The 17,580-nt window shown below is 58.2% G+C and carries 16 protein-coding genes and 1 pseudogene; 15 read left to right on the top strand and 2 right to left on the bottom strand.

What is annotated here, in order from left to right; genetic code table 11:
* Positions 1-79: 79 nt before the first annotated feature.
* On the bottom strand, positions 80-1,351 hold the full coding sequence (gene rstB / locus HWX34_RS04645; RefSeq protein WP_178971193.1) for a two-component system sensor histidine kinase RstB: 1,272 nt from the start codon (positions 1,349-1,351) through the stop codon (positions 80-82).
* A gap of 3 nt (positions 1,352-1,354) precedes the next feature.
* Positions 1,355-2,071: a two-component system response regulator RstA gene (gene rstA / locus HWX34_RS04640; protein ID WP_045847672.1), complete on the bottom strand. Its 717-nt coding sequence runs from the start codon at positions 2,069-2,071 to the stop codon at positions 1,355-1,357.
* A 147-nt stretch (positions 2,072-2,218) separates the two neighbouring features.
* On the opposite strand from rstA, the pseudogene HWX34_RS21225 reads away from it, so the two are divergent.
* From HWX34_RS21225 to recG, 15 genes and pseudogenes are all read left to right on the top strand, one after another.
* Positions 2,219-3,460: pseudogene (locus HWX34_RS21225) on the top strand (FIST signal transduction protein); the annotation flags it as partial.
* 171 nt (positions 3,461-3,631) lie between these two features.
* Complete coding sequence (locus tag HWX34_RS21220) at positions 3,632-4,273, top strand: methyl-accepting chemotaxis protein (RefSeq protein WP_370459672.1); 642 nt, start codon at positions 3,632-3,634, stop codon at positions 4,271-4,273.
* Between the two features lie 665 nt (positions 4,274-4,938).
* Complete coding sequence (gene cyoA, locus HWX34_RS04630; protein ID WP_255496576.1) at positions 4,939-5,877, top strand: ubiquinol oxidase subunit II; 939 nt, start codon at positions 4,939-4,941, stop codon at positions 5,875-5,877.
* Positions 5,878-5,880: 3 nt separating this feature from the next.
* Positions 5,881-7,923: a cytochrome o ubiquinol oxidase subunit I gene (cyoB, locus tag HWX34_RS04625; protein ID WP_178971191.1), complete on the top strand. Its 2,043-nt coding sequence runs from the start codon at positions 5,881-5,883 to the stop codon at positions 7,921-7,923.
* Positions 7,924-7,937: 14 nt separating this feature from the next.
* Positions 7,938-8,549, top strand: a complete 612-nt coding sequence (gene cyoC / locus HWX34_RS04620; RefSeq protein ID WP_178971190.1) for a cytochrome o ubiquinol oxidase subunit III — start codon at positions 7,938-7,940, stop codon at positions 8,547-8,549.
* Complete coding sequence (gene cyoD, locus HWX34_RS04615) at positions 8,549-8,872, top strand: cytochrome o ubiquinol oxidase subunit IV (RefSeq protein WP_178971189.1); 324 nt, start codon at positions 8,549-8,551, stop codon at positions 8,870-8,872. The genes cyoC and cyoD overlap by 1 nt, the downstream gene beginning before the upstream one ends.
* A gap of 11 nt (positions 8,873-8,883) precedes the next feature.
* The gene (gene cyoE, locus HWX34_RS04610; RefSeq protein WP_178971266.1) at positions 8,884-9,768 is read left to right on the top strand and encodes a heme o synthase; all 885 of its coding nucleotides are present in this window, start codon (positions 8,884-8,886) and stop codon (positions 9,766-9,768) included.
* 216 nt (positions 9,769-9,984) lie between these two features.
* Entirely contained in the window at positions 9,985-10,989 is a 1,005-nt protein-coding gene (gene dusA / locus HWX34_RS04605) for a tRNA dihydrouridine(20/20a) synthase DusA (RefSeq protein ID WP_178971188.1), read from the top strand.
* 81 nt (positions 10,990-11,070) lie between these two features.
* Entirely contained in the window at positions 11,071-11,664 is a 594-nt protein-coding gene (gene rdgB, locus HWX34_RS04600) for an RdgB/HAM1 family non-canonical purine NTP pyrophosphatase (protein ID WP_178971187.1), read from the top strand.
* Positions 11,661-12,902: a radical SAM family heme chaperone HemW gene (hemW, locus tag HWX34_RS04595; protein ID WP_178971186.1), complete on the top strand. Its 1,242-nt coding sequence runs from the start codon at positions 11,661-11,663 to the stop codon at positions 12,900-12,902. Before rdgB ends, hemW begins: the two co-directional genes overlap by 4 nt.
* On the top strand, positions 12,903-13,286 hold the full coding sequence (locus tag HWX34_RS04590; RefSeq protein ID WP_045847662.1) for a RidA family protein: 384 nt from the start codon (positions 12,903-12,905) through the stop codon (positions 13,284-13,286).
* A 143-nt stretch (positions 13,287-13,429) separates the two neighbouring features.
* A complete protein-coding gene (locus HWX34_RS04585) occupies positions 13,430-13,867 on the top strand; it encodes a DUF4124 domain-containing protein (RefSeq protein WP_178971185.1) in 438 nt (145 codons plus the stop codon).
* Between the two features lie 12 nt (positions 13,868-13,879).
* On the top strand, positions 13,880-14,716 hold the full coding sequence (locus HWX34_RS04580) for a PhzF family phenazine biosynthesis protein (protein ID WP_178971184.1): 837 nt from the start codon (positions 13,880-13,882) through the stop codon (positions 14,714-14,716).
* A gap of 99 nt (positions 14,717-14,815) precedes the next feature.
* On the top strand, positions 14,816-15,250 hold the full coding sequence (locus HWX34_RS04575; protein ID WP_178971183.1) for a DUF2147 domain-containing protein: 435 nt from the start codon (positions 14,816-14,818) through the stop codon (positions 15,248-15,250).
* A gap of 78 nt (positions 15,251-15,328) precedes the next feature.
* Positions 15,329-17,377 (top strand): ATP-dependent DNA helicase RecG, encoded by a 2,049-nt coding sequence (gene recG, locus HWX34_RS04570; RefSeq protein ID WP_178971182.1) that lies wholly within the window; start codon positions 15,329-15,331, stop codon positions 17,375-17,377.
* Positions 17,378-17,580 lie beyond the last annotated feature (203 nt).

Raw genomic sequence — 17,580 nt, 5'->3', positions numbered from 1 at the left:
ATTCAGGGGGGCATCCTAACGGTGCTGCACGGCAACGTCTACCCACGCCATGTTTCTCAATGTAACCAAATGTACATTCTCATGTTGGCCAACGAATAATGAAGCGCGCACCACCCAAGGGTGAGGTTTCCACCTTCACCTCGCCATGGTGCAGGCGCGCGATACCGGCAACGATAGCCAGTCCCAGTCCGTGCCCACCGGTCTTGCGGCCACGGCTTTCATCCAGGCGGATGAATGGGTCGAACACCCGGTCCCGATCTTCTTCCGGAATGCCCGGGCCGTCATCGTCCACCATGATGATGCAGTTGCGGTCTTCTACGCGCAGGGTGGTCTGGATCGTGCTGTTGGCATAGCGGCGGGCATTGGACAAAAAGTTATCCAGCGCGCGCGTGACCAGATACTGGTCAGCTAAAAAGCTGAGTGTTTCGGTCGGCGGTTCCAGCCAGTTCAACTCAGGTGCCAGAGTGGCTTGTTCGTGAATGCGCTCGCGGGCCCAGCTGACGGCATCAAACTGGGTCAGCTGCAACGGTGCTTCCGGCCGGTCCAGCTTTGCATGAAACAACAGTTCCTCCACCAGCGAGTCAATGGCGGACAGGTCTTTCTCGATGGCTTGCTTGGCGGGGGAGTCCTCATCGCCTTCCAGCAGGGCCAGCCGGTAGCGCAAACGGGCCAGCGGCGTACGCAGTTCATGGGCAACCGCATTGGTCAGTGCCTTTTTGCTGGCCAGCAGGGCGGCAATACTGTCCGCCATATGGTTGAACGCTGCGGCGACCTGGCGCACCCCGGAGCGGCTGGGCAAATGCACCCGGGCGGAAAAATCACCGCCAGCCAGCTTGCCTGCCGTTTTTTCCAGGGTGACCAAGTCTTTCCAGTGTGGCTGCATCCACAAAAACACCGGAATGGCCAGTGACAGGCCCAGCAGCGCCAGCAAGGCGTAATCCACCGATTTGAGCTGATGCAGGAAGAACAGGTAGCGCAAGGGGCCGGCTACCAGCAAGTAATTGCTGTCTTCTATCTTCTGCAAGAACAGGTATTTGTCCTCCAGCATGACGATTTCGCCATTGTTGAGGGCTTCTTCCGATTCTTCATCCAGCAGATAGTTACTCTGCTTTTCCACCGTCACCTTGAAGGTGAAGTCATGGTTGGAGCTTTGCAGGGTTTCGGTCCAGCGGTCTTCCGGCACACCGTGCAAGTCGGCTTCGATCAGCGACAGGGTGGTGCGCAGCAAGTCCGACAGATAGCGCTCGCCCACATCGTCAACCGCCTGTTTGTAAACCGCGCCAACCATCACCACGGCCACCATGAAGCAGGTGACCAGCAGCAGGTAAAACTGGATGAACAGACGACGCATGGATTATTCCCAGCCGGACAAGGAGAACAGGTAGCCGCGGTTGCGCACGGTCTTGATGCGGAAAGGCTCGGTGGGGTTGTCGCCCAGCTTCTTGCGCAGGCGGGAAATAGCCACGTCAATGCTGCGGTCCAGCCCGTCGTAGCTGACACCGCGCATTTCCTTGAGCAGGATGTCGCGGTTGAGTGTTTCGCCGGCATGATTGGCCAGCAACCACAGCAGGTCGAAGTCGGAGGTGGATAGCGCCACCTTTTCCTTGCCCAGCACCACGTCGCGGCTGACCGGGTCGATGGACAGCTGGCCGAAGACCAGTTTGCGCTGGGTTTTCACTGGTGCGCTCTCGCTGGCGGCCTGGGCCGGGCGCATATTGCGCAGCTGCGAGCGCAAGCGGGCCACCAGTACCGACGGCGGCGTGGTTTTCAGGATGTAGTCATTGGCGCCCAGTTCCAGCCCCAGAATCTGGTTCATGTCGCTGTCCAGCGAGGTCAGCATGATGATGGGCCCGTCAAAATTGGGTCGCAGCTCGCGGCAGATGGACAAGCCGTCCTTGCCCGGCAGCATGATGTCCAGCAGCACCATATCCGGTGCTTCCCTTTCAATGGTGGCTAGCGCCGTATCACCACGCGGCTCTATCACGACGTCCATTTCGTGGCGGGCCAGAAAGTCGCTGATCAATTCGGCCAGATCAGGGTCATCTTCAACAAATACGATACGGTAGGTCATGCCTGCTCATCCATCCGGTTGACACAATACGGGGGGAGTATGGCCTGAGGCCGACTCAGACTCAACCGTGCAGCACATGGACTTGATTCTGAGGTAGATCAGAACATTTCTAATAACCAGCTGGAATGTGCGGTTTTTATTGCTAATATGGAGTTCAACGCATGTCATAAGCATGAAAATAATAATGATTCACATTGCCAACGGGAGAGTGTCAGGATGTTTTTCAAGCGCAATAAACCCACCCTTCAACATGAGCCAGGCAAGCAGGGCTCTGCTCCTATCCAGGTCGTCCGCAGCCGAACTTCTTCGGTAGATGCCGACCTGCGTGCCGCCAGCCGCGGCGACATCGCTCTGGTGCTTGGTTTTATCAACCCGGCAGCTAATCTGGACCAAGTGGCACGTAGCGCCGCCGCAGCCTTTCCCGGTGCCAAAGTGGTGCTGACCACCACCGCCGGTGAATTGTGTTCGCTCAAGGCAAACGACCCGCTCTATCTTCCGGCCAATCCGGGTTGGGACAGCATGGTGTTCCAGTTGTTTGACAAGCAAATCCTGTCTGGCGTGCATGTGGCCAGCGTGCCCTTGGGCTGTGAGGACCTCAAGTCAGGCCAGAGCAAGATGGGACGTGATGAACGGGTGCGCCGCATCATGGACAACCTGTCCCGCGTGCAGCCCGGCTTTTCCATGAGCTATCAGGATGGCTTCGTGCTGACCCTGGTGGACGGCCTGTCCAGTAGTGAAAGCTATCTGATGGAAGCCGTGTACGAGTCGGAACGCTTCCCCTACCTGTTTATCGGTGGTTCGGCCGGTGGGCCGCTGGATTTCTCCATGACCCGCCTGCATGACGGCCAGAGCGTGCGCGACGGTCATGCGGTTCTGGTGTTCATCAAGCTGTCCCCGGCTTATCGCTATGGTGTGTTCAAGTCGCAGAATTTCCAGGAAACCGGCACATCTTTCACTATTGCCAAGGCTAGTGCGGAATTGCGCACCGTGGAGTCGGTATTCGACCGCGATGGCAAGGTGGCCAATGTGGTGGAAGTGCTGGCGCGTCACTTCTCCTGTAGCCCTGCCGACGTGGGGGACCGACTGGGCAAGTACAGCTTCGGTATCAAGATCAAGAACGATATGTTTGTGCGCTCGGTGCTGAGCGTGGATGCCCAGAACGGGGTATTGCACTTTGCCTGTGACCTGTCATTTGGTGAGGAGCTGCACCTGCTCAAACAAGAAGGCCTAGTGGAAAGAACCCAGAGCGATTTCAGCCGTTTTACTCAAGGCAAGCCGGCCGCAGTCGGCGGTCTGCTCAATGACTGCATCTTGCGCCGACTCAACAACAGCACCGCCCTGTCCGGCAGCAATGTCTATGGGGATATCCCGGTAGCCGGTTTCTCTTCGTTTGGCGAGTTGCTGGGCGTCAATATCAACCAGACGCAGACCGCGGTATTTTTCTACCCGGCCAAGGATGGCTTCCAGGATGACTTCATCCAGCGTTTTCCCATTCATTACGCCAACTTCAAGAACTACTTTGCCAGCCGCGAAGTATCGCGCGCCCGTTGTATCGACCACATGAAGTCGCAGGTCATTCACGAATTGCAAGGCTACAAAAGCTTTGCCAGCCAGTTGATGGAAAGCCTGCCGATGTTCCGCCAGGCCTCGGCCGAACTGGTGACGCACCTGATTGCCATCCAGAGCGAGATCTCACGTTTTTCCGGTAGCGTGGAGCAGGGTAACAAGACCTCTGCCAATGTCAGCCTGCGCATTGTCGAGCTGGAGAAGGATGCCCGGCAAATCGGTGATGTGATGCTGATGATCAAGAAAATTGCCGAACAGACCAATCTGCTGGCGCTGAATGCTGCAATTGAGGCTGCGCGAGCCGGGGAAGCCGGTCGTGGTTTCGCCGTGGTGGCAGACGAAGTGCGCAAGTTGGCCAACAATACCCAGTCCAATCTGGATGCCACCGGTGGCGCCGTGGAGCATGTGATGAGCGGTGTGGCACAAGTTGGCATGGATATGCGGCTGATGAGCGAGCATGTCAGCAGTTTTGCTGGCGAAATGCAGCAAGTGGTGAACTTGCTGGGCAAGCTCACCGCTTCGTCCAACAGCAGTCAGGAGCAACTGGATCAGATGGTGGGCAGCACCGGCGAGCTCTACGAGCGCATGCGCAAGGTGGACCAGGACATGGAAGCCATCCTGGAGCTGGAACGCTGAGCTGACGCACCACCAATCAGATCCCCGATCGCCAACCGCCGTCTTGCTTGCAAGCGGCGGTTTTTTATTGCGTGTAGCTGTGGCGTTACGCAACGGGAACTTTTTTGCAACGAAATGTAACCGCCGGAATGGTGCGCTGCACCGTGCATGCGCATGGCTTAAAGCTTTGCTGCTACTGCAATAAATCTGACATTTGCGCATTGATGCAAATCAAATATGCACCATTTTGAGGCGTGTTTGTACTAACAAATCAGGGCTTGATACCTGCCAGATGGCTTGCTAAAGAGAATAAAACTGATTTTTAATAGCGCGCCCGTCACTGTGACAAATTGTCGCAGTCTTGTCAGCCCATGCCGTAAATCAGGCTGATGGCAGATGGTGACGATGCACGTTTTCTTCAAGCAGGTCCACCCAGGACAGATGGCACCGGCGACCCGATCCGGTAGCAGCACGCAGCAGGTGTGCAGCGTGTGCGGCAGCGGGTCATGGCACGGCTGCAGTGTCGTGTGGAATGGTAGTCAAACGGTATTCAACAGGAGCAAGGCCGCAGGTAATCGCCTTGTTCCAGATACGGGCCTCCCGTATCCGACATGAACGATGGCGTCTTCTGACATGACGCTGTCCCTCGCCGCGGCGAGCAAGGAATCTTTAACCCGTAAAGTCGTATGATGAGAAACTCTAGACCCACCCGCCTGTTGTGGGGGCTTTCTCCAGTCGTGACTGCACTGCTCACCGGTTGTCAGGGTGGCATTCTTGACCCGAAAGGGCAGGTCGCAGCCGATGAGAAATCCCTGATCATCACCGCCACTGTGCTGATGTTGCTGGTTGTCATTCCGGTCATCGTGATGACTTTCCTGTTTGCCTGGAAGTATCGTGCCAGCAACAAGGACGCCATCTACACGCCCAAGTGGTCCCACTCCAACAAGATCGAGGCCGTGGTCTGGATCATTCCCATCATCATCGTCAGCTGTCTGGCCGTGGTGACCTGGAACACCACGCACAAGCTGGACCCGTACCGCCCGCTCGATTCGGACAAGAAGCCGATCAACGTGCAGGTGGTCGCCATGAACTGGAAGTGGCTGTTCATCTACCCGGATCTGAACATCGCCACCGTCAACCAGCTGGCCTTCCCCAAGAACGTACCGGTTAACTTCCGCATCACCTCTGATGCCGCAATGAACTCCTTCTTCATCCCGCAGCTGGGTGGCCAGATTTACGCCATGGCCGGGATGGAAACCAAGCTGCACCTGATCGCCAATGAAGCTGGCACTTACAAGGGTATGTCGTCCAACTACAGCGGCGCCGGTTTCTCCGGCATGAAGTTCAACGCCATTGCCACCGAAACGCCCGAGCAGTTTGATGCCTGGGTGCAAAAGGTACGTGCTGCTGGCAAGTCCTTGAATGCTGATGCTTATCTCGCCCTGGCCAAGCCGAGCGAGAACAATCCGGTGGCGTTCTACACCATGCCGGAACCGCGTCTGTTCGATGCCGTACTGCACAAGTACATGGCAGGTCGTCAGTCGCTGGCTGCCACCGACGACGAATTGAAGCTGGCCGCGCTGACCAAGCGTTTGTGCGAAACCCCGGCTGTGAAGGAGCAATAAGCAATGCTGTTAGGCAAACTGACTCTGGATGCCATCCCCTACAAGGAACCCATCATCGTGGCTGCGCTGTCCGGCGCGGGCCTGATGGGCTTGGTGGTGCTGGCGCTCATTACCAAGTTCGGTAAATGGGGCTATTTGTGGAAAGAGTGGCTGACTTCGGTCGACCACAAGAAGATTGGCGTGATGTACATCGTCGTCGCTATGATCATGTTGCTGCGCGGCTTTGCCGATGCACTGATGATGCGTGCCCAGCTGGCCATGGCCACCGACGGGCATCTGGGGGTATTCCCGCCAGAACACTATGACCAGATCTTCACCGCGCACGGTGTGATCATGATCATCTTCATGGCCATGCCTTTCATGACCGGGCTGATGAACATCGTGGTGCCGCTGCAAATCGGCGCGCGCGACGTGGCCTTCCCCTTCCTGAACTCGCTGAGCTTCTGGCTGCTGGTGTCGGCGGTGATTCTGGTCAACCTGTCGCTGGGTGTGGGTAACTTTGCCCGTACCGGCTGGGTGGCCTATCCGCCGCTGTCCGAGCTGGGTTTCAGTCCGGATGTGGGGGTGGATTACTACACCTGGGCGCTACAGATATCCGGTATAGGGACGACGCTGACGGCGATCAACTTCCTGGTCACCATCATCAAGATGCGCGCACCGGGCATGAAGCTGATGCAAATGCCGATCTTCACCTGGACCTGCACCTGGGCCAACGTGCTGATCGTGGCTTCCTTCCCGATTTTGACCGGCGCGCTGGCCATGCTGAGCCTGGACCGTTACCTGGACTTCCACTTCTTTACTGCGGAAGCCGGTGGTAACGCCATGATGTACCTGAACCTGTTCTGGGCCTGGGGCCATCCTGAAGTTTACATTCTGGTGCTGCCGGCTTTCGGTATCTTCTCCGAAGTCATCTCCACCTTCTCTGGCAAGCGCCTGTTTGGCCACACTTCCATGATCATCGCCAGTGGCGTGATTTCGGTGCTGGGCTTCATGGTGTGGCTGCACCACTTCTTCACCATGGGTTCCGGTGCGGATGTCAACGCCTTCTTCGGTATCGCCACCATGGTGATTTCGGTGCCGACCGGCGTGAAGCTGTTCAACTGGCTGTTCACCATGTATCAGGGTCGTATCCGCTTTACCCCGCCGGTACTGTGGACCATGGGCTTCATGGTGACCTTCTCCATCGGCGGCATGACCGGCGTGCTGATGGCCGTTCCGGGTGCCGACTTCGTGCTGCACAACAGCTTGTTCCTGATTGCCCACTTCCACAACACCATTATCGGTGGCGCGGTATTCGGCTATCTGGCTGGTTTCTCCTACTGGTTCCCCAAGGCTTTCGGCTTCAAGCTGAATGAAAAACTGGGCAAGGCTGCCTTCTGGTTCTGGCAAAGCGGCTTCATGTTCGCCTTCATCCCGCTGTACATCCTGGGCTTCCTGGGCATGACGCGTCGTCTGAACCATACCGACAATCCGGCTTGGGACCCATGGCTGTACATCGCCTGCGTGGGTGCGGTGCTGATTGCCTGCGGTATCGGCTGCCAGTTGTTGCAGATCGTGGTGAGCATCCGTGATCGCAAGAAACTGGCCGACGTGACCGGTGACCCGTGGAATGGCCATACCCTGGAATGGTCCACCTCGTCCCCGCCGCCGTTCTACAACTTTGCGGTCGTGCCGCATGTGCATGATATCGACGCCTTCACCGACATGAAGGAAAAGGGCGAGGCTTACAAGGTACCGCAGAAGTACGCTCCGATTCACATGCCAAGCAATACCGCGACCGGCGTGTATATCGGCGGCTTCACCACCCTGCTGGGTTTTGCCTTGATCTGGCATATCTGGTGGCTGGCGATTGTTGGCCTGGTCGGCATCATCGGCGCCATGCTGGCCCGTGCCTACGACAACAATCTGGACTACTACGTACAGCCGGATGAAGTGGAAGCAATCGAGCGTGCCCACTTTGAAAACATGGGCATTGATGTGGACAATTACAGCGAGCGCGATGCTGACAAGCCGCGTCGTGGCAGCCGTCCCACCACTACTGCTTAACAGGTTGAGCCAAGATGAGTACTTATGTAGAACACGCGCACGACGCGCATGATGACCACGAGCATCACGACAGCGGTTCGCAAACCGTGCTGGGCTTCTGGTTCTATCTGATGACCGACTGCATCCTGTTCGCCACGGCTTTTGCGGCGTATGCGGTGCTGTACCGTAACGTTGCCACCGGCGTTTCGGGCAAGGAAATCTTCGAGCTGCCTTATGTGATGGGTGAAACCGCAGCCCTGCTGCTGTCCTCCATCACCTACGGCTTTGCCATGATTGCCGGTTACAAGGGCAACAAGTCGGCCGTGCTGGGCTGGCTGGCTGTGACCTTTGCCTGCGGTGCCGTGTTCATCGGCATGGAAGTGAACGAGTTTCACCACCTGATCGCCGAAGGCCATGGCCCCAATGTCAGCGCCTTCCTGTCTTCCTTCTTCGGCCTGGTTGGCCTGCACGGCCTGCACGTGACCGCCGGCCTGCTGTGGATGGCGGTGATGATGTTCGAAGTGGCCAAGACCGGCCTGACCGGCCGCGCCATGACCCGCCTGAGCTGCCTCAGCCTGTTCTGGCACTTCCTGGACATCGTGTGGATCTGCGTGTTTACCGTCGTGTACCTGAAAGGAGCCATGTAATGAGTCAGGCTCATGAACACGCCGCCGACCACGGCAGCGTAAAAAGCTACCTCACCGGTTTCGTGCTGGCTGTCATCCTCACTGCCATTCCGTTCTGGATGGTAATGAGCGGCAACTTCACCAAACAGGCCACCGTTATCGGCATCTTCGGCTTCGCTGTGGTGCAGATCATCGTGCACCTCAAGTACTTCCTGCATCTGAACTTCACCAAGGAAGGCAAGCTCAACAGCTTCTCCTTCCTGTTCACCGCGATGATCATCGTGATGCTGGTTGGCCTGTCGGTATGGATCATCTCCACCGCCGATGCACTGATGTTGCGCTGAGCCGGGACGTGATGAAACTCAAGCGCTATTTGCAGGTGACCAAGCCGGGCATCATCTTCGGCAACCTCATCTCCACTGTGGGTGGTTTCTTGCTGGCATCGCAGGGCAGGCTGGACTGGACCCTGCTGCTAGCCACGGTGGCAGGGTTGTCGCTGGTGGTGGCCTCCGGCTGCGCCATCAACAACTGCATCGACCGCGATATCGACGCACGCATGGCCCGCACCCAGAAACGGGTGCTGGTGACCGGCGACATGAGCCCCAAGGCAGCACTGGCACATGGTTTTGTGCTGGGTGTTGCCGGCTTTGCCACGCTGGCCATCTGGACCAATGTGCTGGCCTTGTGCTGCGCGCTGTTCGGTTTCCTGATCTATGTCGGTGTGTACAGCCTGTACATGAAGCGCAAGTCGGTTTACGGCACCTTGGTGGGCAGCCTGTCCGGCGCAGTACCGCCGGTGGCGGGCTACTGTGCCGCCAGTGGCCGCTTTGACAGCGGTGCTGCCATCCTGCTGCTGATGTTCTGCCTGTGGCAGATGCCGCACTCCTACGCCATCGCCATCTTCCGCTTCAAGGACTACGAAGCGGCCAAGATTCCGGTGCTGCCGGTGGTGAAGGGCATTTCCGAGGCCAAGCAGCAGATCGTGCTTTACATCCTGGCCTTTGCCGTCGCCACCTTGCTGTTGGTGTTCTACGGCTATGCCGGTTATGGCTACCTGGCCGTGGCCTGTGCCACCAGCCTGTGGTGGCTGAAGATGGCCCTGTCCGGTTACAAGGAAAGCACCGACGACCGCGTCTGGGCGCGTCAGGTGTTCTTCTTCTCCATCATCACCGTCACCGCACTGTCGGTAATGATGGCGGTAGATGGCCAGGTACCGGCCCATATCGGCTGGATGCTCTGAGTCCTGCTCACGTCAGATCCAACCTCCGCCAGCAGCATGGCTGCCGCGGAGGTTTTTCTTTGTCCGCCTGCTTTGACCATGACGAGGCTTGACCCTGCACCAGAGCGCGCCGGATAATGTGCGCCCTGTTAAGTCTCTGTTTTTGCAGCATGTCAGCCGCCGCTGCCCTCTGATGCACCCTGGCCTGCAAGGCCGGGCCCACTTGCCCTGACCACGATGAATGCCACCAAGCCCGTATTGCCCTCACGCCGTCTGTCTGTAGCGCCCATGCTGGACTGGACTGACCGCCATTACCGCTACTTTGCCCGGCAAATCAGCCGCCACACCTGGCTGTACACCGAAATGGTCACCACCGGGGCGCTGCTGTATGGCGATGTGGAGCGGCACCTGCGCTTTGACGATGCAGAACACCCCGTCGCCCTGCAACTGGGCGGCTCCGAGCCGTCCGAACTGGCGCAATGCGCGCGGCTGGCGCAACAGTGGGGCTATGACGAGGTGAACCTTAATGTCGGCTGCCCGTCCGAGCGGGTCCAGAAGGGGGCATTTGGTGCCTGCCTGATGGCCGAGCCGCAACTGGTGGCTGATTGCGTCAAGGCCATGCGCGATGTGGTGGACATTGACGTTACCGTCAAGCACCGCATCGGCATCGACCAGATCGAGCATTACGACTACCTGGCTGGTTTTGTCGACCAGGTGGCCGCTGCTGGTTGCACCACTTTTATCGTGCATGCGCGCAATGCCATCCTCAAGGGTCTCAGCCCCAAGGAAAACCGCGAAATTCCGCCGCTGAAATATGACTATGTCTACCGGCTGAAGCAGGAAAGACCGGAACTGGAAATCCTGATCAATGGCGGGGTAAAAACCAATGCCGAAATCGCCGCACACCTGCGTCATGTCGATGGCGTGATGGTGGGGCGCGAGGCTTATCACAATCCCTGGCTGATGGCCGACTGGGATGCCACTTTCTATGGCGATGACAGCACCGCGGTGAGCCGCCAGCAGGTGGTGGATGCCATGTTGCCGTATATCCGCGCCCGTCTGGCTGAGGGCCACAAGCTGCGTAATATTGCCCGTCATATACTGGGCCTGTTCCAGGGCATGCCGGGTGCACGCCAGTGGCGGCGCATGCTGTCCGATGCCAAGCTGTTGGATGGTGCCGACGAGGGCCTGTTGTTGCAGGCATTGGCGGCCATGCCGTCCCGCAATGAACATACCGAATGATTGACATGACAGCAGGGTGGACGCGACATGTGCTGCCACTTACCCTGCTGTTCTGCACTATACGCAACAGGATGAATCTCCATGTTCGACAAACTGGTTCTCGCCAGCAATAACGCTGGCAAGCTGCGGGAGTTTTCCGCCCTGCTGGCACCGCTGGGTGTCACAGTCATCCCGCAAGGGCAACTCAATGTGCCGGAATGCCCGGAGCCGCATTACACCTTTCTGGAAAATGCCCTGGAAAAAGCCCGTCACGCCAGCCATGTCACCGGCCTGCCGGCGCTGGCTGACGATTCCGGCATCTGCGTGGAAGCACTGGGTGGCAAGCCGGGTGTGCTGTCGGCACGTTATGCCGGCGAGCCCAAATCGGACGAGCGCAATAACGCCAAGCTGATCGAAAAGCTGCAAGGCAAGGACAATCGCCGGGCCTGGTATTACTGCGTGCTGGTGTTGGTACGCCATGCCGACGACCCGCAACCGCTGGTGGCCGACGGCATGTGGCTGGGTGAGGTGCAGGATACGGCGGCAGGCAAGGGTGGCTTCGGCTACGACCCTTACTTCTATCTGCCGGAATTCGGCTGCACCGTGGCCCAGCTGGCAGCCGAGGACAAGAACCGTGTCAGCCATCGTGGCAAAGCCATGCAGGCCATGCTGGGCAAACTGCGTGAGCTGGCATGAGCGTGATTGACCTGTCAGGGCTGAAAGGCGGCCTGCGCGAGCTGCCACCGTTGTCGCTGTATATCCATTTCCCCTGGTGCGTGCGCAAATGCCCGTATTGCGACTTCAACTCGCACGAGCTGAAAAACAGTAACGGCCAGACCGTGCAGTGGAATCCGCAAGCTGGCGTCGCCAGTAGTGGTTTCGATGAAATGGCCTATGTGGAAACCCTGCTGCGCGATCTGGAATACAGTCTGCCTGCCATCTGGGGCCGCAGTGTCAGCACCATCTTCATGGGCGGTGGCACGCCCAGCCTGTTTTCGGCCCAGGCCATGGACACGCTGCTGGCGGGCATTCGCGCCCGGCTGCGCTTGTCGCCGGAAGCGGAAATCACCATGGAGGCCAACCCCGGCACCTTCGAGGCGGAAAAATTCCGTGGCTACCGTGAGGCGGGCATCAACCGCCTGTCTATCGGCATTCAAAGCTTTAATCCGCAACATCTGCAAGTGCTGGGGCGGATTCATGATGGCGATGAAGCACGCCGCGCCATCGATATTGCGCTGTCCTGCTTTGACAACGTCAACCTCGACCTGATGTATGCCTTGCCCGGCCAGACGCTGGAGCAGGCGCTGCAGGATATCGACATCGCCTTGTCGCATGGCATCACTCACCTGTCGGCTTACCACCTCACCATCGAGCCCAACACGCTGTACGCTGTACGCACGCCGCAGAACCTGCCGGATGACGAAGTGTCGGCCGACATGCAGGATGCCATCGAAGCGCGGCTGGCCGCTGCAAGTTTCGAACATTACGAAACCTCGGCCTTTGCCCGGCCCGGCAAGCGCAGCCGCCATAACGTCAATTACTGGCAGTTTGGTGACTATCTGGGCATTGGTGCCGGCGCGCATGGCAAGATCAGCAGCCACGAGGGCATTGTGCGGGAAATGCGCCACAAGCAGCCTGCGGCCTATATCCAGGCCGTGGCCGACGGCCAGCCGGTGCAAAGCAGCCGCAAGGTGCTGCGCGACGAACTGCCGTTTGAATTCATGATGAATCTGTTGCGGCTGACCGGTGGTTTTGAAACGCGCCTGTTCACCGAGCGTACCGGTTTGCCTGTATCCTGTATCCGGAATGAATTACAGCAGGCCATCCAGCAAGGATTGCTGGAGCAGGATGCCACCACCATTCGCCCCACTTTGCAGGGGCAACGTTTTCTCAATGACCTGTTAACCCTGTTTCTCAGGGATGGAGACCAGTAAATGACCAAAGAAATCATCCATACCGAACACGCTCCGGCCGCCATCGGTGCTTACTCCCAGGCTGTGAAGGCTGGCAACACTGTTTACCTGTCCGGCCAGATTCCGCTGGACCCGGCCACCATGACCGTGGTGGAAGGCGGTTTCGCTGCCGAAACCCACCAGGTGTTCAAGAACCTGAAAGCCGTGTGCGAAGCTGCAGGTGGCAGCCTGGACCAGATCGTCAAGCTCAATGCCTACCTGACTGACCTGTCCAATTTCGCTACTTTCAACGAAATCATGGGCCAGTACTTCAGCCAGCCTTACCCGGCACGTGCCGCCGTGGGCGTGGCCAGCCTGCCCAAGGGAGTACAGGTTGAAGCTGAAGCCGTACTGTTCCTGGGCTGATTTTTCGCTCTAATAGTGCAGAAACAGGCGATCTTGATCGCCTGTTTTTTTATTGCTACCACGTCCTGCCTGATGGCGCAGCAGCCAGCCAAGGTGAAATCGGCTCTTATCTGGAGTTCGATTCTCTCCCTGGAGTGCAGCGCATGTCTGCCCGTTTTTTGCTGTTTGTCTGGCTGTTGCTGCCGCTCATGCTGCACGCTGGCGTGTTCAAATGTGTCAGCCCCGCCGGGCAACATAGCTATCAGGATCATCCCTGCCCGGCAGATCATGTCAGCCATGCGTTGAAAAGCGGTTACTTCAGCCAGATCAGCCGCGAACCCTACCAGATCCACGCCTTAAAACAACAGCAGCAACAGCAAGCCCGACAAGAAGCCGGACAGCAACAGCGTCAAGACAAGGCCAGGCAATGGCAGCAGCGCCAACTGAAACAGAGGCAGAAAACCTGCAGGCAACTCCACCGTCGTCAGCAGCAATTGGCAAGTCAGTTGCAAGCGAGTCGTTCAGCCCTGCAAACACAGCGTTTGCAACAACGGCTTGCCAGTCAGCAACAAGCCTTGCAGGATGCCCGTTGTTCAAGCTGATGGGAGAGGTGCATGTCCGGTTTACCTTTTGAAATCGTCAATGTGTTTGCCGAAACCACGTTTGGCGGTAATCCGCTGGCGGTGTTTACTGCTGCGCAGAATCTGCCGGATGCCAGCATGCAGGCACTCGCCCGGCAGATGAATCTGTCCGAAACGGTATTCGTCCTGCCTTCGACCCAGGCCGATGCGCGCTTGCGCATCTTTACGCCAGCCCACGAACTGCCATTTGCCGGTCACCCGACCATAGGCGCGGCATCTGTGCTGTATCACCAGCGGCAATTGGGCGAGAGCTTTGCGCTGGAAACCAAGGCCGGGGTGATCCCGATCAGGCATCAGGACGGGCAGTTCATCTTGCAGGCCAATCCGGCCAGGGAGCGTGCTGCCGCTCTAAGCATCGAAGGCGCAGCCGCCATGTTGCGCCTGCCTGTTTCTGCCATTGCCGCAGCACCCAGCTGGCTGGATACCGGCAGCGAGCAATTGCTGATCCGCGCCGCCAGTGCAGAGGCGGTGCTGGCCGCCCGGCCCGACCCGGCATTGTTTGCACGGGATGCCTGCCTGTACCCAGGTCGCAGCGTGGCCTATCTGTGGCACGTGTCCAACGATCTGGCCACCGTGCGCCTGTTTTACGAACAGGACGGCGCAGTGCTGGAAGACCCGGGTACCGGCTCGGCCTGCGCCAATCTGGGCGGCTGGTGCAGCCTGCATCAGGCCTATCCTGTGCAATGGCGGGTGGAGCAGGGTGCCGTGCTGCAACGCCCCAATGTATTGCACTTGACGGTGGATGAGCAGCGTCGTATTTATGTCGGCGGTTGCGTCATTCCCTTGGCGCGTGGCGAATTTGTCTTGTGAGCCGGAGCCATGCTTGACGGTTGTCCAAGCCCTTGGCATTCTGGAGCCGAAACTTCAAACTAGCGTTTCAATAAGACAAACAACACGAGGAAAAACATCATGAGCACATTGTGGAAAGCCGCTGTCGCGGCGGTGGGATTCATGGCGCTGTCACACGCAGCGCTGGCAGACAGCCCCATTGGCAGCTGGAAAACCATCGACGACGACACCAAGCAGGCCAAGGCCGTGGTGCAGATCGCCGAAGGTGCCAATGGCGAATTGTCCGGCAAGATCGTCAAACTGTTCCAGAACCCTGACGTGGTGTGCGAAGCATGCGATGGCGAGCGCAAAGGCAAGCCGGTCAATGGCATGACCATTCTGTGGGGCCTGAAGAAAGACGGCGATAGCTGGGCCAACGGCAAGATTCTGGACCCGCACAATGGCAAGGTATACAGCGCCAAGATGAAGCTGGTGGATGGCGGCAAAAAGCTTGAAGTACGTGGTTTCCTGGGCGTTTCGCTGCTGGGCCGCACCCAAGTGTGGGAACGCCAGTAAGCATTCTGCGGCAAGGACAAGGCAGGGCGGCGCGCCAGGACGGTGCGCCGCCCTGTTTTTTGGTTACAATCGCTGTCGATGACCCACGCCAACGATCTCGCCAACCAGCCACTGAATGTGGCCCCCGCTCTGGCCAAAAAGCTGGACAAGCTCGGCTTGCGCCGTCGTCTTGATCTGGTCTTGCACCTGCCATTGCGTTACGAAGACGAAACCCATCTCTACCCGATTGGCGCCGCTCCGTATGGCCAGCCTGTTTTGGTGGAAGGACGGGTCATCAGTCATGAAGTGCAGTTCCGCCCACGCAAGCAGCTGATGGTGCGTCTTGAAGATGCCAGTGGCGTGCTGGTATTGCGCTTCATTCATTTTTACCCCAGTCAGCTCAAGCAATTTGCCGATGGTGTGTTGATTCGCGCCATGGGTGAAATCCGTCGTGGTTTTCATGGCGACGAGATGGTGCATCCCAAAACCCGTGAAGTGGTGGAGGGCAGCCCGCTGGCGGAAAGCCTGACGCCGGTCTACCCCACGGTAAACGGCGTTACCCAGCCCATGCTGCGCAAGCTCATCCGCCAGGAACTCAAGTCCCTGCCACTGCCGGAAACCCTGCCAGAGCCGGTGATGACCCGACTGGGCCTGCAAAGCTTTGCCGATGCAGTGCAGCTCCTGCACTCGCCTCCGCCGGAATACAGCGCCAGCCAGCTGTCCGAGCCAGGCTTGCCGGCATGGCAGCGGCTGAAATTTGACGAATTGATGGCGCAGCAGCTTTCCATGCGGCTGGCCTATCGCGGGCGCCGACAAGGGCAGGCTGCCGCCATCCGTGGCAATGGCAAGTTGCGGCAGGCACTGTTTGCCACACTACCTTTTGCGCTGACCCGTGCACAGCAAAAAGTGCTGGCTGAAATTGATGCCGACCTGGCGCAGTCACACCCCATGCACCGCTTGCTGCAGGGCGATGTGGGCAGCGGCAAGACAGTGGTGGCCGCCCTGGCGGCGCTCACCGCCATTGAGGCCGGTTTCCAGGTGGCGCTGATGGCTCCTACCGAAATCCTGGCGGAGCAGCACTACCGCAAATTGTCTGGCTGGCTGGAGCCATTAGGGCTGACGGTAAGCTGGTTATCGGGCAGTCTGCGCAAAAAGCAGAAAGAACAGTCGCTGCAACAGATGGCCAATGGTGAAGCCCAGCTGGCCGTTGGCACCCATGCCCTGTTTCAGGACGGTGTCAGCTTTTCCAGGCTGGGGCTGGTGATTGTGGATGAGCAGCATCGCTTTGGCGTTGGACAGCGCCTGGCACTCAAGCAAAAGGGGCAGGAGCCCCATCAGCTCATGATGTCGGCTACGCCCATACCCCGCACCCTGGCCATGAGCTTCTATGCCGATCTGGATGTTTCTGTCATTGATGAATTGCCCCCGGGCCGCACCCCCATCGTCACCAAGTTGATCAACAGCAGCCGGCGTGAAGAAGTGATCGACTATGTCCACAAGACTTGCAGCGAAGGCCAGCAAGTTTATTGGGTATGTCCGTTGATTGAGGAGTCGGAAACGCTGCAGTTGCAAACTGCGGTAGATACCCACCGCGTGCTGGCCGCTCAACTGGCACAGTGGAAAGTTGGCCTGGTGCATGGCCGCATGAAGCCGGACGAAAAAGCCGCCGTGATGGCTGCCTTTACCAGCCGGGAGCTGCATGTGCTGGTGGCCACCACCGTGATCGAAGTTGGGGTGGATGTACCCAATGCCAGCCTGATGGTGATTGAACATGCCGAGCGCATGGGCTTGTCGCAATTGCACCAGCTGCGTGGTCGGGTCGGTCGGGGGACAGCCCGCAGTGTCTGCATGTTGCTGTTCGAGAATCCCTTGTCAGACCTGGCCAAGGCGCGCCTGAAAGTGATTTACGAAAATGTGGATGGCTTCGAGATTGCACGGCAGGATTTGCTGATACGTGGGCCGGGTGAGTTTCTCGGTGCACGGCAAAGCGGTGTGCCGATGTTACGTTTTGCCAATCTGGAAGACGATATCGAACTGCTGGAAGCTGCCCGCGAGCTGGCGCCAGAAGTGCTGCAGCGCTGGCCGGAAGCGGCAGAAGCGCATCTGGAGCGTTGGTTATCGGGGCGCGAGCAGTATCTCAAGGCCTGAAGTCACACTCGTTTTTCCTGTTCCACCTTCCATAACCGGCCAAAAAAAGCGCCCCATTCCGGTAGGAATGAGGCGTCAAGGGATTGCTGCAAACAACAAAGGAGAAACCATGATGAAGCGATTTAATATTAGCAAATAATTAAATAACGAATCAATGGTGTTTTGTTTGCTGTTTGATCATGATCAAGTTCTGGCTGCCATGA

This window comes from Aquitalea sp. LB_tupeE (assembly GCF_013391415.1).
In the GTDB taxonomy this organism is placed as follows: Bacteria; Pseudomonadota; Gammaproteobacteria; order Burkholderiales; family Chromobacteriaceae; genus Aquitalea.
The sequence above is the reverse complement of the archived record's forward strand: the minus strand, read 5'-3'. Positions and strand labels throughout refer to the sequence as shown.

Coding starts and splice junctions, on each gene's coding strand:
- cyoC (WP_178971190.1), top strand. CDS start 7,938: ATGAGTACTTATGTAGAACACGCGCACGACGCGCATGATGACCACGAG.
- rdgB (WP_178971187.1), top strand. CDS start 11,071: ATGTTCGACAAACTGGTTCTCGCCAGCAATAACGCTGGCAAGCTGCGG.
- HWX34_RS04575 (WP_178971183.1), top strand. CDS start 14,816: ATGAGCACATTGTGGAAAGCCGCTGTCGCGGCGGTGGGATTCATGGCG.
- rstB (WP_178971193.1), bottom strand. CDS start 1,351: ATGCGTCGTCTGTTCATCCAGTTTTACCTGCTGCTGGTCACCTGCTTC.
- cyoA (WP_255496576.1), top strand. CDS start 4,939: ATGATGAGAAACTCTAGACCCACCCGCCTGTTGTGGGGGCTTTCTCCA.
- hemW (WP_178971186.1), top strand. CDS start 11,661: ATGAGCGTGATTGACCTGTCAGGGCTGAAAGGCGGCCTGCGCGAGCTG.
- cyoD (WP_178971189.1), top strand. CDS start 8,549: ATGAGTCAGGCTCATGAACACGCCGCCGACCACGGCAGCGTAAAAAGC.
- cyoE (WP_178971266.1), top strand. CDS start 8,884: ATGAAACTCAAGCGCTATTTGCAGGTGACCAAGCCGGGCATCATCTTC.
- rstA (WP_045847672.1), bottom strand. CDS start 2,071: ATGACCTACCGTATCGTATTTGTTGAAGATGACCCTGATCTGGCCGAA.
- HWX34_RS04590 (WP_045847662.1), top strand. CDS start 12,903: ATGACCAAAGAAATCATCCATACCGAACACGCTCCGGCCGCCATCGGT.
- dusA (WP_178971188.1), top strand. CDS start 9,985: ATGAATGCCACCAAGCCCGTATTGCCCTCACGCCGTCTGTCTGTAGCG.
- cyoB (WP_178971191.1), top strand. CDS start 5,881: ATGCTGTTAGGCAAACTGACTCTGGATGCCATCCCCTACAAGGAACCC.
- HWX34_RS21220 (WP_370459672.1), top strand. CDS start 3,632: ATGAAGTCGCAGGTCATTCACGAATTGCAAGGCTACAAAAGCTTTGCC.
- recG (WP_178971182.1), top strand. CDS start 15,329: ATGACCCACGCCAACGATCTCGCCAACCAGCCACTGAATGTGGCCCCC.
- HWX34_RS04580 (WP_178971184.1), top strand. CDS start 13,880: ATGTCCGGTTTACCTTTTGAAATCGTCAATGTGTTTGCCGAAACCACG.
- HWX34_RS04585 (WP_178971185.1), top strand. CDS start 13,430: ATGTCTGCCCGTTTTTTGCTGTTTGTCTGGCTGTTGCTGCCGCTCATG.